The sequence below is a fragment of the Nitrosococcus halophilus Nc 4 genome (assembly GCF_000024725.1).
GTDB classification, from domain to species: domain Bacteria; phylum Pseudomonadota; class Gammaproteobacteria; order Nitrosococcales; family Nitrosococcaceae; genus Nitrosococcus; species Nitrosococcus halophilus.
Genome location: NC_013960.1, coordinates 576551 through 590843, shown reverse-complemented (window position 1 = coordinate 590843; position 14293 = coordinate 576551). Strand labels below are relative to the sequence as shown.

Below are 14293 nucleotides of genomic sequence, written 5' to 3'. Positions count from 1 at the left end.
TATCTCTAAGTAAAAAAGGACAGCAGCCAGTCAACAAACCGTTGCCACCAACTCCCTTCCGGGATAGCTGTTAGGGCTACCAGCGGTCTTTTAAGCAAGGCTTCCTCACCTAGTTTTACAATCACCACCCCCAATCTTTGCCCTTCGGTAATAGGGGCCGTAATAGGATCTTGCAACTGTATTGACGAGGATAACTCCTGCCAACGTCCCCGCTGCAAAGTCACTGCAAGATCATCCGCCACCCCTAGCGACAGCTCCTTATTTGCTCCCTGCCAAACCCGCGCACTAGTCACAGGCTCTCTAGCCGCGTAAAGGCTGCGGGTGTCATAAAAACGAAAACCATAGTTCAACAAAGCCAAGGACTCCCGAGCGCGAATTTTAGGGCCCTTCGTTCCCATGACTACCGCGATCAACCGCATCCCTTCCCGCATCGCAGAAGAGACTAGACAGTACCCTGCGGCTTCCGTATAGCCCGTCTTACAACCATCGACACTGGGATCACGCCTTAACAAAACATTACGGTTATACTGAGTAATATTGTTATAAGTAAATTCCTGCTCAGAATACCAACCGTAGTATTCGGGAAAATCTCGAATGAGCGCCCTTGCCAAAGTCGCGATATCCCGCGTTGTCATATAATGATTTTCATGGGGTAACCCTGTACTATTGACAAAGTGGGAGCCCGTCATTCCCAGCGCTTGCGCTTGTTGGTTCATCAAGGTCGCAAAAATTTCCTCGGTCCCGCCCACATATTCCGCTAGGGCCACACTGGCATCATTGCCTGATTGAATGATCATCCCTTGCAGAAGGGTCTCTACAGAGACCCGGCTGTCGACCTCGATAAAGGTCCGCGACCCCCCAGTACGCCAAGCTTTTTCGCTAATGAGGACTTTATCTTCAAGATGGATATTGCCACGCTTGAGCTCGGCAAATACCACATAGGCCGTCATCAACTTGGTGATACTCGCGGGCTCAACCCGCTGATCGGCCTGGGCCTCAGCAAGCACTTGACCGGTTGCAAAGTCCTGCAGAATATAAGCCTTAGCACTAAGTGAGGGCGCCGCCGGAATAGGCAGGGGTTGTCCCCAGACAGTCCCCCCCATGAAAAGCAAGAGAAGCCAATACCAAGAGAAAAGGGAACCAAGTGATTTCATTGTCTTTATCTCAGATTTCATGGGCCATAAGAAATATCAAGCAAGCTAGGGTAAATTCAATCGGGCTACAGCATAGCGGCAATCAATTTAGTGAACAATGATATGATCCGGGTAACCCAGCTCAGCAAGTTGCTTAGCCAGATTATCAAGCTTTTCCACGTTTGGCAGAGGGCCAACACGCACCCGATAGAAGGGGACTTGCTGCGCCGTTGTCGGGCTGACGTTCACCCCCGTACCAAGGACGGACTGTAGCTGCTTTTGCAATCGCTCCGCATGGCGGCGGTTCTGGAAGGCGCCGACCTGGAGATAGATCTCTTTCTCCGCAACCTCCCCCTTACGGCCTGAAACCGATCTTGGCTCGATGGCACGCACCTCCACCAAACCCGTACCTTCCCTCGCCAAACCGAGCTTTACCGCCGCCGCGTAGGAAAGGTCAATGATCCGATCGGAGTGAAACGGTCCTCGATCATTGACCCGCAAAACCACCTGGCGCTGGTTGCTTAGATTGGTCACGACCACATAAGAGGGCAGAGGCAAACTACGATGGGCTGCGGTCATCCCATACATGTCATAAGTTTCGCCACTGGAAGTGCGGCGGCCATGGAATTTAGAGCCATACCAGGAGGCAATGCCTTTTTCCCGATAACCGCGACTACTGCGAAGGGTATGGTAGCGCTGGCCATTGACCTCGTAAACAGGAGGATTGCCGTACTTACTGAGGGGTTCAAACCGGAAAAGGGGATCTGAAACATCACCTGGCATATCATTTGCGGGTGGTTTGCTCTCTCGGGTTTCGGAAATATTGCTACAGGAGACATTGAACAACACCACCAGAGGAAGAAGGAAGGAGGGAACCACCGACCTCATGAACTGCCACCCTCTCGCTGCGCTTTAATTGCCTCCGCCAGTTGGTAAACTGCCATGGCATAGAGAGGGCTGGGATTATAGCGAATGATGGCATAAAAATTGTGAAACCCTACCCAAAGCTCGGGACCCTTTTCCTGTTCCAGCTGGAACAGAGAAACCAGTTCATCTTCAGGAATTGGCTCTGCCACCTCAATCCCCTCTTGGCGCAATTGCCGCAAGGGTATCGACGGTTTAAGCCCCTGCTGCAACCAATGGCGATAGTCGACCCCATTGGCTGCAGCAGCGCTGACCACGGGGGCTTTTGCTTGCCAACCCCCTTTGCGCTTCAGAAAATTAGCAATGCTGCCCACCGCATCTTCTGGATTTTCCCAAATGTCTCGCCAACCGTCCTGATCGAAATCCACGGCATAATCACGAAAGCTGTCCGGCATAAACTGGGCAAGTCCCATGGCTCCCGCATAGGATCCCGTAAAATGACGCGGATCCCGGTTCTCTTCCCGGGTGAGCAATAAGAACTCCACCAGTTGCTGGCGAAAAAAGCGGCTGCGCGGCGGATAACGAAAAGCCAGCGTAGCGAGAGAATCAATGACCCGGTAACGGCCCGTATGACGACCATAACGGGTCTCTACCCCCAGGATGGCCACGATGACTTCCGGGGCCACCCCAAAAACCTCTTGCGCACGGGCAAGGCTATGTTGATTCAGCTCCCAAAATGAGACTCCCCCCTGAATGTGCTCGGGAGTCAGAAAGATACGGCGGTACTCATACCAAGGCTTGCTCTTCTCCGCTGGCCGGGAAATCACCCGGAGGATGTTCTCCTTGACTTCAATTTCAGTAAATAATTGGTTGAGTTCATTTTTGTCAAAACCGTGCTGGACAGTCATCTCGTCGATAAAGTCATCAATACCCGGCAAGTCGTTATCGGCGGCAACAACTCTTAGCGGTAAAAAGGCGTATACGATGACTATAAGAGCAGTGATTGTTTTTCTCATTATTTATTCCGCAACAACATCTACCTAGGGATCAACCGACGGTGAGTGTGAATCGACATCAAGATACCGAAAGCTGAAAACAAGGTCACCATTGAGGTTCCGCCATAAGAAATCAGGGGTAACGGTACCCCGACTACAGGGAGAAGACCGGTAACCATCCCCACATTTACAAAAACATAAATAAAAAATGTTAGAGAAAGGCTACCCGCAAGCAGTCGGCTAAAGCTATCCTGGGCTTGGAAAGCAATGTATAAACCACGCGCAGCTAGCAACCAATAAAGCAGCACTATGAGAGCTGCCCCCACTAAGCCGAATTCCTCTCCGATAACCGCAAAGATAAAGTCCGTAGACTGCTCCGGCAGAAAATCCAAATGGGCCTGGCTCCCATTTAGCCACCCCTTACCATAGAGGCCCCCCGAACCAATGGCAATCTTTGATTGAATCATGTGGTAACCGGCGCCCAGCGGATCATTTTCAGGGTTAAGGAAAGTCAGTACCCGCTGCTGCTGATAATCATGCATCTGATACCACAGTACCGGCACCAACGCTAAAACAACCCCACCAAACCCCATGATAAGACGCCAAGTGACTCCCGCCAGGAATAACACCCACAATCCAGCAACGGCAATCAGCAAAGCAGTCCCGAGATCCGGTTGTTTAGCAATAAGCCCTGCCGGCAGGATAATCAGGACCAAGGCCAATAGCAGTTGCCACCATCGCGGGGGTAGGGCCGCCTGAGCAAAAAAGTGCGCTATCATCATCGGCACTGCGATCTTCATGATTTCAGAGGGCTGGAATCGAAATATCCCAAAATCAAGCCAGCGCTGAGCCCCCTTACCTACATGACCATAAACCAGCACAAAAATTAACAGCCCTAAACCTAGACCATAAAGCCATGGCGCCCACCGTTCAAATTGGCGTGGGGGCACTTGAGCTAATCCTATAAGGGCTACCAAAGCAACTCCCAAACGCAACAGCTGGCGTTGGATCAAGTCTATATCTTGCCCCCCTGCGCTAAAAAGTACAACTAACCCAAAGCTCGAGAGCAATACCAGCCCTAGTAATAAGGGGGAGTCCAGATGGAGACAGTAGAGTAACCCGCTGTTCGGCCGCCGCCGCCGCTCCAACCATCCCGGAGGTTCTATCCGCGCCTGAGCCATCTCACTGCTTAGGAGTTTAAGTAAACATCAATCAATCGACGCCCAATGGGCGCAGCCACACTGCCGCCATGGCCGCCATTCTCTACGACCACCGCAACCGCAATAGCAGGCTCGGCAACAGGGGCATAGGCAATAAACAGGGCATGGTCCCGCAAATTCATGGGTACCTCGGCTTCTGTGTAATGCTCGTTCTGTTTAACACTAAAAACCTGGGCCGTCCCTGTCTTGCCAGCTATTTGAAAGGATAAATCTTTGCCTATCTGACGGGCAGTCCCACGCTCACCATGAACCACCTCCACCATGGCCGCCTCGACCCGCTCCCAATGTTTCGCTTTATTGATACTGACGACCTCTGGTGCCCGAGTAGGACGAAGAGTTATTTTCTCCGCCCCCGGAGCACGGCTGGCATAAACCACACCAGGGGTCCTTTTCAAACCTTGCTCCGCCAACACGGCCACAGCGGTGGCTAATTGCAAAGGGGTCGCCTGGATAAAGCCTTGCCCAATCCCCGTAATCACGGTTTCCCCCGGAAACCAGGGGAGTTGATGAACCTGCCGCTTCCAATCCCTAGAGGGCAGGAGGCCGGCACGTTCCCCTGGAATATCAACTTGCGCCCTGCGACCAAATCCAAAACGGCCCAAATACTCATAAATACGGTCGATTCCTAAAGCGACCGCCAAATCATAAAAGTAAACGTCACAGGACTCCGCCACCGCTTTGACCAAATCGACGGGGCCATGCCCACGACGGCGCCAACACCGATAACGACGGCTATGCCCAGGAAGCTTATACCAACCCGGGCAATAGGTCGCTTTATCGTGCCCGGCTAATCCCCACTCCAGGCCGGCCAGCGCCATAAAAGGTTTCAAGGTCGACCCGGGTGGATACAAACCACGCAGGGCTCGATCGTAGAGGGGACGATCCGGCGAGTCCCTCAGCGCAGCGAAGGACTGGGTGCTTAGCCCGGTCACAAAAACATTGGGATCAAAACCAGGACGACTCACCATAGCCAACACATCGCCGGTTTTCGGATCCAGCGCTACCACCGCCCCATTATATTCACCCAAGGCGTCAATGGCAGCCGCTTGTAAACGACTATCAAGGCTTAAATAGAGATCATGGCCAGGAACTGGCGGCATTTGCCTGAGGACTTGGATTACCCGCCCCTGGGCATTAACCTCCACCTGCTCAAATCCCACAGAACCATGCAAGATGGCCTCATAGGCCTTTTCTACTCCAGTCTTGCCAAGATAGCGACTACCGCGATAGTTCACAGGATCAAGTCGTTGCAACTCAGCCTCATTGATCCGGCCAACATACCCTACCACATGGGCAAATAATTCTTTTTGGGGATAGTACCGAATCAGTCGCGCCTCAACGGAGACCCCAGGAAAACGGTGCCGATTGACGGCAAAGCGGGCCACCTCTTCTTCACCTAAATGGAGGCTTAGTGGCACCTTCTCAAAAATCCCTTTTTTTTTCATGCGCCGACGAAAATCGGCGACTTCCTCACCCCCTAGTGGAATGAGTTCTTGCAAGGCAGCAAGCGTGCCATCCAAGTCCCCCACTCGCTCCGGCACCACTTCCAAGCTAAAGGAGGGAACATTTTCAGCAAGCAGTACCCCATTACGGTCGTAAATAAGACCCCGCCTAGGAAGCAGTGGCCTCATATCTACACGGTTATCATGGGAGAGCATTGTAAAATGCTCGTGGGCATAGACTTGCAGATAGAGCAATCGGGCCAGTACCCCCAAAACCAAGAAAGCGGTGAGCACCAAGGCAACGACGATACGCTCTTGGAACAACCGGCTCTCCTGGAAATGGTCTTTGATCTTAAAGTAAGCCCCCATGGCAGCCCCTAATTAACGAACCGCAAAACGCTGCTGAATATTTCTAAGCACAACAGACAACCAGGGCCACAACAGCATACTCGTCACTGCGGGCATCCAAAAGCGCCACCCTCCCATCAATTGGCCATCGAGTCCTCGCACCCAAGCCTCCAGAAACTGCCCCAAGGCCACGAGAAACAACACATTCACCGCCTGTTGCCAAATTGTTTGCTGACTGAGGCGACGTTGCCAGCACAGCGTAATATAAGCGATTAAAGCAAAAGCCAGGGCATGCTGGCCTAACACTGCACCGGTCAAAGCATCCATCAGTAATCCCACCAACCAGGCCCCCACCACACCGACCCGTTGAGGTAAAAACAGACACCAATAAATTAATATTAACCCCCCCCATTCGGGACGGTAAAACATCGCCCAGGCAGGGAGAGGGATCAGGGTCAATACATAAGCCGTCACAAAACTAAGAATAATGACCCCGCCACCGGAATGTCGTCGGTCATTGGGTGACATCTGGAGCGGGGCTGTTCAGGGTAGGGGGTAATGGGGAGATATCCGCTGCCTCCATAGTGTTGGTCGCCCTAGAGAGTTCCCGAACTATTTTTTCTCCGGCCTGATGGCGGGGCGTAGCAGATACGACTAGCAGTGCTTCCCGGGTCTTTTCCAACTCGGCGGCGGAGTTTGCAAAAACTTGCGCAAAAGCCGCACTGGCATCATGAACCACCCGGGTCACCGTTCCCACAGGATAGCCGGGTGGGAAACGTCCCCCCAACCCTGAAGAAACCAGTAAATCGCCTTTACGGACATCCGCGTTATGGGCGATATGCAAAAGCTGCAATCCCCCCGTGGTCCCTGTTCCAACGGCAATGGCCCGGAGACCATTACGGTTGACTTCTACAGGTAGCGCATGGCTAGGATCGGTAATCAAAAGCGCCACACTGGACAACGGCCCTACCTGGACGACCTGCCCCATAATACCTTTGGCATCCAGCAGTGGCTGCCCTTTGAATACCCCCTGCAGATCCCCCTTGTTGAGTACCACACGATGGGACAGGGCCTCCAAATCAACTGCCAGCAATTCCGTCACTAGGACCCGATCGGGCAATCGGAAGGAAGCATCAAGCAGCTCCCGAAGCCGCCGGTTCTCCCGCTCCAAAGCAGCCATTTTTTGTAATCTTGCCTCAAGTAACAGGTTACGGGAACGTAGGGTCATGTTCTCCTCCTGCAACTCAGTGCGAGAAGCAAACATTTGACTTAACCACTCCCCAATGCTTGCCGGCGCATCCACAACGACCTGTAAGGGGTAGGTGACCGCCAAAAGCGTAGACCGCAGCGAAGCAAGGTAATGGAGCCGCTGGTCCAAGACAATCAATGCAAGAGAGAGTATGGCGCAGATGACAAGGCGCGTGGTTAATGAAGGTCTCACAATAAACAGCGACTTATATAAAAGACAGGTCTAAGAACAAATCATAATAATAACAATGATTTGTCACGTATAGTCTTTTATTCCGTAGCAAAGAGACTGATACCCCGTTCATCAATGAGTTCTAACGCCCGTCCTCCCCCTCGAACCACACAAGTCAGGGGATCTTCGGCAATAATCACTGGCAATCCGGTTTCCTCCCTCAAGAGCCGGTCAATATCCCGCAGCAGGGCTCCTCCCCCGGTCACCACAATACCCCGCTCGGCGACATCCGCCCCCAACTCAGGCGGAGTTTGCTCTAAAGCCGTTCTCACTGCGCTTACAATACCGGAGATGGGTTCCTGGAGGGCCTCCAGAATCTCATTACTATTGAGGGCAAAACTCCGCGGAACGCCTTCGGCCATATTGCGACCTCGCACCTCAATTTCCTTGACTTCCGCGCCCGGATAGGCAGAGCCGATTTCGTGCTTGATTCGCTCCGCAGTCGTTTCACCAATAAGGATACCGTAATTACGCCGTACGTAGTTGGCGATAGCTTCATCAAAACGATCGCCGCCGATACGCGCCGAAGAGGAATACACAATTCCATTCAGTGAAACGACCGCCACTTCCGTAGTGCCCCCACCAATATCCAAGACCATGGAGCCGCTGGCTTCATCCACCGGTAAACCGGCACCCATTGCGGCCGCCATGGGTTCCTCAATCAAATAGGCCTCTCGTGCCCCCGCGCCAGCTGCAGACTCGCGGATGGCGCGCCGCTCTACCTGGGTTGAACCACAGGGTACGGAAACTAATACCCGAGGGCTAGGGCGAAAAAAGCGGGAATCATGGATTTTCCGAATAAAATGCTGGAGCATTTTTTCGGTGACGGTAAAATCCGCAATAACACCATCCTTAAGAGGCCGAATGGCGGTGATGTTGGCGGGTGTCCGGCCGAGCATACGCTTGGCCTCGATACCTACAGCGGCAATAGAACGAGGACCTCCAGGTCCTCGTTCTTGCCTTATGGCAACCACCGAGGGCTCGTTGAGAACGATCCCCTGCCCCCGGACATAGATCAAGGTATTGGCGGTGCCTAAATCGATGGAAAGATCGTTCGAGAAAAGCCCCCGAAGATGGTCAAAGAACATGGCGGTATCCGAGCCCTAATACTGAAAGCGCCGTACTTTAGCAATGGCAAAGGCTTTTGAGCAAGCAAGAAACTGTGTCAAAATTCTTGGTACCATTCGCGGGGGAAACAATCATGGCATTAAAGACAACTGACATTGAATATATCGCCCATCTCGCTCGCCTCGCTATTGACGCGGAGGCTGTTCCTCATTACGTACGTGATTTAAGTCGCATCCTTGAGTTTGTGGAGCAAATGAATAAAGTCGACACTACAGGCATCGAACCTATGGCCCATCCCCTAGAGGCTATCCAACGACTGCGTCCTGATGAAGTGACTGAAATTGATCAGCGGGAGATTTTCCAAGCGACCGCTCCCCAAATCGAGGCAGGCGTGTACTTAGTCCCCAAAGTCATTGATTAGACTACCGCAGTTCTCTGGAAAATAACCTATGCACCATAAGTCTTTAGCTGAATTAGCTCGTGCCCTAAAAGCTCGTGAGTTTTCGAGTGAAGAACTCACCCAACATTATCTCAAACGTATTGAGCAGTTGGATGAGAACCTAAATAGCTTTATTTCGGTGTCGGCCGAAGAAGCCCTGCAACAAGCCAAGGCTGCTGATACCCTCTTGCACTCGGGGGAAGGCAACGCCATGACGGGCATTCCCTTAGCCCATAAGGACATTTTCTGCACCGCAGGAATGAAAACGAGCTGCGGCTCGAAGATGCTAGACAATTTTATCGCACCCTATGACGCTACGGTGGTCTCCCGCCTTAAAGCGGCCGGTGCTATCATGCTTGGCAAAACCAACATGGACGAGTTTGCCATGGGTTCCAGTAATGAAACCAGCTTCTACGGCCCGGTCAAGAATCCCTGGGCTCACGAGCGAGTCCCGGGTGGGTCTTCAGGGGGCTCGGCAGCAGCAGTAGCGGCAAAGCTCTCTCCCGCCGCCACGGGGACGGATACGGGCGGATCTATTCGCCAACCAGCGGCTTTATGCGGTATTACTGGATTAAAGCCCACTTATGGCCGAGTTTCCCGTTACGGCATGATCGCCTTTGCTTCTAGCCTTGACCAGGGAGGGCCCATGGCCCACAGTGCCCAAGATGTGGCGCTCCTGCTTAACGCCATGGCCGGTTTTGACCCCTCAGACTCCACCTCGGTGGTGCAAGAGGTTCCTGATTACACCCTTTCCCTTGAGGAAAGTATTGAGGGAATTAAAATTGGTCTCCCGAAGGAATATTTCGGCGAAGGCCTCGATCCCAATATCGCCGCCACCATTGACGCCGCCATCAAAGAATTCGAAGGCCTCGGCGCCCAGATCCGGGAAATCAGCTTACCCAATACGGAACTTGCCGTCCCCACCTATTATGTGGTTGCGCCGGCGGAATGCTCTTCCAATCTCTCCCGCTACGACGGCGTTCGCTTTGGTTATCGCTGCCATAACCCGAAAGATCTCCTCGATCTTTATTGTCGCTCCCGGGGTGAAGGCTTTGGCCCTGAAGTAAAGCGCCGAATTTTGATAGGCACCTATGTTCTCTCAGCAGGCTATTACGATGCCTATTACCTCAAAGCCCAAAAGTTGCGGCGTCTTATCAGCGACGACTTTAAACGGGCCTTTACTGAGGTGGATGTGATTATGGGCCCCACGTCACCCACGCCTGCTTTTCAACTGGGAGAAAAAACCGACGATCCGGTTGCGATGTACTTGGCTGATATTTACACCATCAGCACCAACCTAGCCGGGTTGCCTGCGCTCTCCATTCCGGCAGGCTTTACCCAAGGGTTACCTGTGGGTTTGCAGATCATTGGTAATTATTTCAGCGAAGCGCACCTGCTTAATATTGCTCATCGCTACCAACAAATAACTGACTGGCATTGCCATACGCCTACGGACTATTAAGAATTTAACCACCAGTCCGATAGTCCGTGGAAGCAGAAGAAAGGAAGTCACCACACCCATTGCCGAACGGCTAACATAAGGGAGACCCATGCGATGCTCACATTGGGAGAAGTACGGATCGGGATTATCGGTCTAGGTTATGTCGGGCTACCCCTGGCGGTAGAGTTCGGTAAAAAATTTCCTACCCTGGGGTTTGACATCAATTCAACCCGGATTACGGAATTAAAGGAAGGCTATGACAGCACCTTGGAAGTAGAACCGGAACTACTTGCAGCGGCCAACCAACTCCAATACACCCGCCAACTCCAAGATCTAGCCGACTGTAATGTCTACATCATTACCGTTCCTACTCCCATTGACGAACATAAACGTCCCGATCTCCGTCCTCTAGAAAGCGCCAGTAGTACTGTCGGCAAAGTGCTCAAGCCGGGCAATATCGCCATTTTTGAATCCACTGTCTATCCGGGCGCTACAGAAGAAGTTTGCGTTCCCATCCTGGAGCAGGAGTCAGGGCTTATTTACAACCGAGATTTTTTTGCCGGTTATAGTCCCGAACGAATTAATCCTGGAGACAAACAGCACCGGGTGACCTCTATCCGCAAGGTAACCTCAGCTTCCACGGCTGAGGCGGCCGAGTTTGTTGATCAACTCTATGGCACCATCATTACCGCGGGTACCCATAGAACCAGTAGTATCCGGGTCGCTGAGGCTGCCAAAGTGATTGAAAACACCCAACGGGATGTCAACATTGCCCTGATTAATGAACTGGCAATGTTGTTTAACCGTTTGGGCATCGATACCCAAGAGGTCTTGCAAGCAGCAGCCACCAAATGGAATTTCTTGCCCTTCCGTCCGGGCCTCGTGGGAGGGCATTGCATCGGTATTGATCCCTACTACCTTACCCACAAAGCGCAGGCGATCGGTTTCCAGCCAGAGATGATCCTTGCTGGACGCCGAGTCAATGATGGCATGGGAAGCTATGTGGCCAGCCAAGTCGTTAAACTCATGACTCAACGTCGCATCCATGTGGTCGATAGCCGGATATTGATCCTAGGACTCACTTTCAAGGAAAACTGCCCTGATTTGCGGAACACACGGGTCACGGATATTATCGCCGAACTTGAAGGCTACCACGCCCAAGTCGATATCTACGATCCCTGGGCGGACGCCAAAGAAGCCCTAAAAGAATATGGGATCACCCTTGTGACCAGTTTAAACAAAGGCTATTACGATGCCATCGTCGTGACGGTTGCCCACCAACAATTTGCAGAATTCAGCGCCGAAGGTATCCGTGCGTTAGGGAAGCCAGGAAGCATTCTCTATGATGTCAAACATCTTCTCCCTAAGGAGACCGTGGATGGTCGCCTTTAGGCAATTTCTATTCGAGACAAATCTCAGGAAATGTCTAGATGAAAATTATGGTGACCGGAAGCGCTGGCTTTATCGGCGCTGCCTTGACCGAAAAATTATTAAAGCGCGGTGATGAGATCATTGGGGTTGATAACCTTAATGACTATTATGATGTCAATCTCAAGCTTGCTCGCCTTGCCCGCTTTCAAGACCAGCCAGCTTTTACCGAAGCCCGTATGGGTCTGGAAAATCGCGAAGCTTTAAACACTGTCTTTGCCAAACATCGTCCCCAACGGGTAGTTAACTTAGCGGCCCAGGCTGGCGTCCGCTATTCTTTAGAAAATCCCCATGCTTATGTAGACAGCAACTTGCAGGGTTTCCTCAATATCCTAGAAAATTGCCGCCATTACCAGGTAGAACATCTAGTCTTTGCCTCAAGCAGTTCCGTTTATGGGGCCAATACCAAAATGCCCTATTCTGTCCATGATAATGTGGATCACCCCTTAAGTCTCTACGCGGCTTCCAAAAAGGCCAATGAATTAATGGCCCATACCTACAGCCACCTTTATCAACTCCCGGTCACCGGATTGCGTTTTTTCACTGTCTACGGCCCCTGGGGGCGGCCGGATATGGCCCTCTTTAAGTTCACTCGCAATATCCTGGCAGGCAGGCCTATTGACGTCTATAATTATGGCCACCACCAACGAGATTTTACCTATATCGATGATATTGTAGAGGGCGTGATTCGTACCCTAGATCGGCTCCCCACCCCTAATTCCAACTGGAATGGGGCAGCCCCTGATCCTAGCACGAGCACCGCTCCCTATCGGCTCTACAATATAGGCAACCACCAGCCTGTAGAACTCTCTGATTTTATTAAAACATTAGAAGAGTGCCTGGGTTGTGAAGCAAAAAAGAATTTACTACCGATGCAGCCTGGCGATGTCCCGGCGACTTACGCCGATGTGGATGATTTAATGCGGGATGTGGGGTTCCATCCTGCTACGCCTATTGAGCAGGGAATTGCTCGCTTCGTTACCTGGTATAAAGATTACTATAAGGTAAGATAAAATAAGATAAGAATATTTTCTCGAGGAAAGGTAGGATGCCCACGTTAGCCCTTCATTCGCCGCTAGTCTCTAGTACTAAAAGACACCCCTTACGCTTGTTAAGCTACAATATCCAAGCTGGCGTCACCACTAGCCGTTATCATCACTACCTTACCCGTAGCTGGAAACACATACTCCCTGATGTACACCGCCATAAGACCATGGCTAGCATTGCCGGGGTCATATCCGATTTTGATATTGTGGGTTTACAAGAGGCAGACGTTGGCAGTTTGCGTACCGGCTTCGTCAACCAGGCAGAGCTGCTGGCGGAACTCTGCCATTTCCCCCATTGGCACCAACAGGCTACTCGCCGCTTTGCTAACATTGCTCAACAAAGCAATGCTCTCCTTAGCCGCATTCAACCCAACTATGTTCGCTCCTATCGACTACCAGGCCTAGTGCCCGGCCGGGGTGCTATCCTGGCCCATTTTGGCAATCCTGAAAATCCTTTAATCGTACTCATCATCCACCTTGCCCTAGGCCGTCGCTCACGAACGCAGCAGCTTAGTCTAATCAGCCACTTAGTTCACGAGCATCCCTATGTGGTGGTCATGGGGGATTTAAATTGCCAACCTCACAGCCCGGAGTTAAGCGCCTTATTACAAAAAACGGGGTTAAAAGCACCGGCGACTAAGATTGCAACCTACCCCAGTTGGCGGCCAAAACGGCATATTGACCATATCTTAGTGAGTCCCTCCTTAGAAGTGACTCAAGTTTGTGCCTTAGAGCATACTGTTTCTGATCACCTTCCACTGGCTACAGAAATCCTGGTTCCGGCGGAGATAGGGCTATGGGGTGATAACGCTTCCGGTTTACCCACCAAAAGCAACCCTGAAATTAGCCAAAAAGTTGCTTAGACTTTAATTTGCTACAAAATTTGTCTCAGATTTGATATAAAAAGGCCTTTTTGGATCCGTTTGGCGTAAAATCCCAAAAGGTCCTCCGGGAGCATATCAAGGAGTAATCAGTCATGTCCAGAGTATGTCAGGTAACGGGCAAGCGTCCCGTCAGCGGTAATAACGTTTCCCATGCCCATAACAAAACCAAGCGACGGTTCTTACCCAATCTCCATACCCACCGGTTCTGGGTAGAGAGCGAGAAACGCTGGGTAAAACTCAAAGTGAGCAGCAAAGGCCTCCGCATCATCGACAAACGGGGTATCGATCAAGTTTTAGCGGATCTGCGAACTCGGGGTGAGAGAGTATAAGGAGAAAACATTATGCGTGATAAAATCAAGCTGGTATCGAGTGCGGGCACAGGCCATTTTTACACCACAACCAAAAACAAACGCACTACCCCGGAAAAACTAGAAAAGAAAAAATACGATCCTGTGGTGCGTAAGCATGTCATTTACAAGGAAGCTAAGATTAAATAGCTTCATTG

15 protein-coding genes are annotated in these 14293 nt (G+C 51.6%); 7 read left to right on the top strand and 8 right to left on the bottom strand.

All coding sequences use genetic code 11. The annotated features are described in order from the left end of the window. Positions 1–5: 5 nt before the first annotated feature. The 8 genes from NHAL_RS02825 to NHAL_RS02790 form a co-directional block, all read right to left on the bottom strand. Positions 6–1154 (bottom strand): D-alanyl-D-alanine carboxypeptidase family protein, encoded by a 1149-nt coding sequence (locus NHAL_RS02825; RefSeq protein WP_013031654.1) that lies wholly within the window; start codon positions 1152–1154, stop codon positions 6–8. A gap of 87 nt (positions 1155–1241) precedes the next feature. Next, positions 1242–2021 (bottom strand): septal ring lytic transglycosylase RlpA family protein, encoded by a 780-nt coding sequence (locus NHAL_RS02820; protein WP_013031653.1) that lies wholly within the window; start codon positions 2019–2021, stop codon positions 1242–1244. Then, positions 2018–3013: a lytic murein transglycosylase B gene (mltB, locus tag NHAL_RS02815; RefSeq protein ID WP_013031652.1), complete on the bottom strand. Its 996-nt coding sequence runs from the start codon at positions 3011–3013 to the stop codon at positions 2018–2020. The genes NHAL_RS02820 and mltB overlap by 4 nt, the downstream gene beginning before the upstream one ends. 20 nt (positions 3014–3033) lie before the next feature. Next, complete coding sequence (rodA, locus tag NHAL_RS02810; protein ID WP_013031651.1) at positions 3034–4173, bottom strand: rod shape-determining protein RodA; 1140 nt, start codon at positions 4171–4173, stop codon at positions 3034–3036. Positions 4174–4181: 8 nt separating this feature from the next. Then, positions 4182–6023: a penicillin-binding protein 2 gene (gene mrdA, locus NHAL_RS02805; RefSeq protein ID WP_013031650.1), complete on the bottom strand. Its 1842-nt coding sequence runs from the start codon at positions 6021–6023 to the stop codon at positions 4182–4184. A gap of 12 nt (positions 6024–6035) precedes the next feature. Next, complete coding sequence (gene mreD, locus NHAL_RS02800) at positions 6036–6530, bottom strand: rod shape-determining protein MreD (protein WP_013031649.1); 495 nt, start codon at positions 6528–6530, stop codon at positions 6036–6038. Then, positions 6517–7443, bottom strand: a complete 927-nt coding sequence (gene mreC, locus NHAL_RS02795; protein WP_013031648.1) for a rod shape-determining protein MreC — start codon at positions 7441–7443, stop codon at positions 6517–6519. The genes mreD and mreC overlap by 14 nt, the downstream gene beginning before the upstream one ends. 77 nt (positions 7444–7520) lie before the next feature. Then, positions 7521–8570, bottom strand: coding sequence for a rod shape-determining protein (locus tag NHAL_RS02790; protein WP_013031647.1), 1050 nt, complete (start codon positions 8568–8570; stop codon positions 7521–7523). A gap of 113 nt (positions 8571–8683) precedes the next feature. Between NHAL_RS02790 and gatC the strand changes: the two genes are divergently transcribed. The 7 genes from gatC (at position 8684) to rpmG (ending at position 14285) form a co-directional block, all read left to right on the top strand. Beyond that, positions 8684–8971 (top strand): Asp-tRNA(Asn)/Glu-tRNA(Gln) amidotransferase subunit GatC, encoded by a 288-nt coding sequence (gene gatC, locus NHAL_RS02785; RefSeq protein WP_013031646.1) that lies wholly within the window; start codon positions 8684–8686, stop codon positions 8969–8971. Between the two features lie 28 nt (positions 8972–8999). Then, positions 9000–10451: an Asp-tRNA(Asn)/Glu-tRNA(Gln) amidotransferase subunit GatA gene (gene gatA / locus NHAL_RS02780; protein WP_013031645.1), complete on the top strand. Its 1452-nt coding sequence runs from the start codon at positions 9000–9002 to the stop codon at positions 10449–10451. Between the two features lie 93 nt (positions 10452–10544). Beyond that, positions 10545–11822 carry a Vi polysaccharide biosynthesis UDP-N-acetylglucosamine C-6 dehydrogenase TviB gene (gene tviB / locus NHAL_RS02775; protein WP_013031644.1) on the top strand — a complete coding sequence of 426 codons (1278 nt, stop codon included), beginning with the start codon at positions 10545–10547 and terminating at the stop codon, positions 11820–11822. A gap of 38 nt (positions 11823–11860) precedes the next feature. Beyond that, positions 11861–12871, top strand: a complete 1011-nt coding sequence (locus NHAL_RS02770; RefSeq protein ID WP_013031643.1) for an NAD-dependent epimerase — start codon at positions 11861–11863, stop codon at positions 12869–12871. Positions 12872–12906: 35 nt separating this feature from the next. Then, the gene (locus NHAL_RS02765; protein WP_013031642.1) at positions 12907–13767 is read left to right on the top strand and encodes an endonuclease/exonuclease/phosphatase family protein; all 861 of its coding nucleotides are present in this window, start codon (positions 12907–12909) and stop codon (positions 13765–13767) included. Positions 13768–13880: 113 nt separating this feature from the next. Continuing rightward, the gene (gene rpmB / locus NHAL_RS02760; protein ID WP_013031641.1) at positions 13881–14117 is read left to right on the top strand and encodes a 50S ribosomal protein L28; all 237 of its coding nucleotides are present in this window, start codon (positions 13881–13883) and stop codon (positions 14115–14117) included. Between the two features lie 12 nt (positions 14118–14129). Then, complete coding sequence (gene rpmG / locus NHAL_RS02755) at positions 14130–14285, top strand: 50S ribosomal protein L33 (protein ID WP_013031640.1); 156 nt, start codon at positions 14130–14132, stop codon at positions 14283–14285. Positions 14286–14293 lie beyond the last annotated feature (8 nt).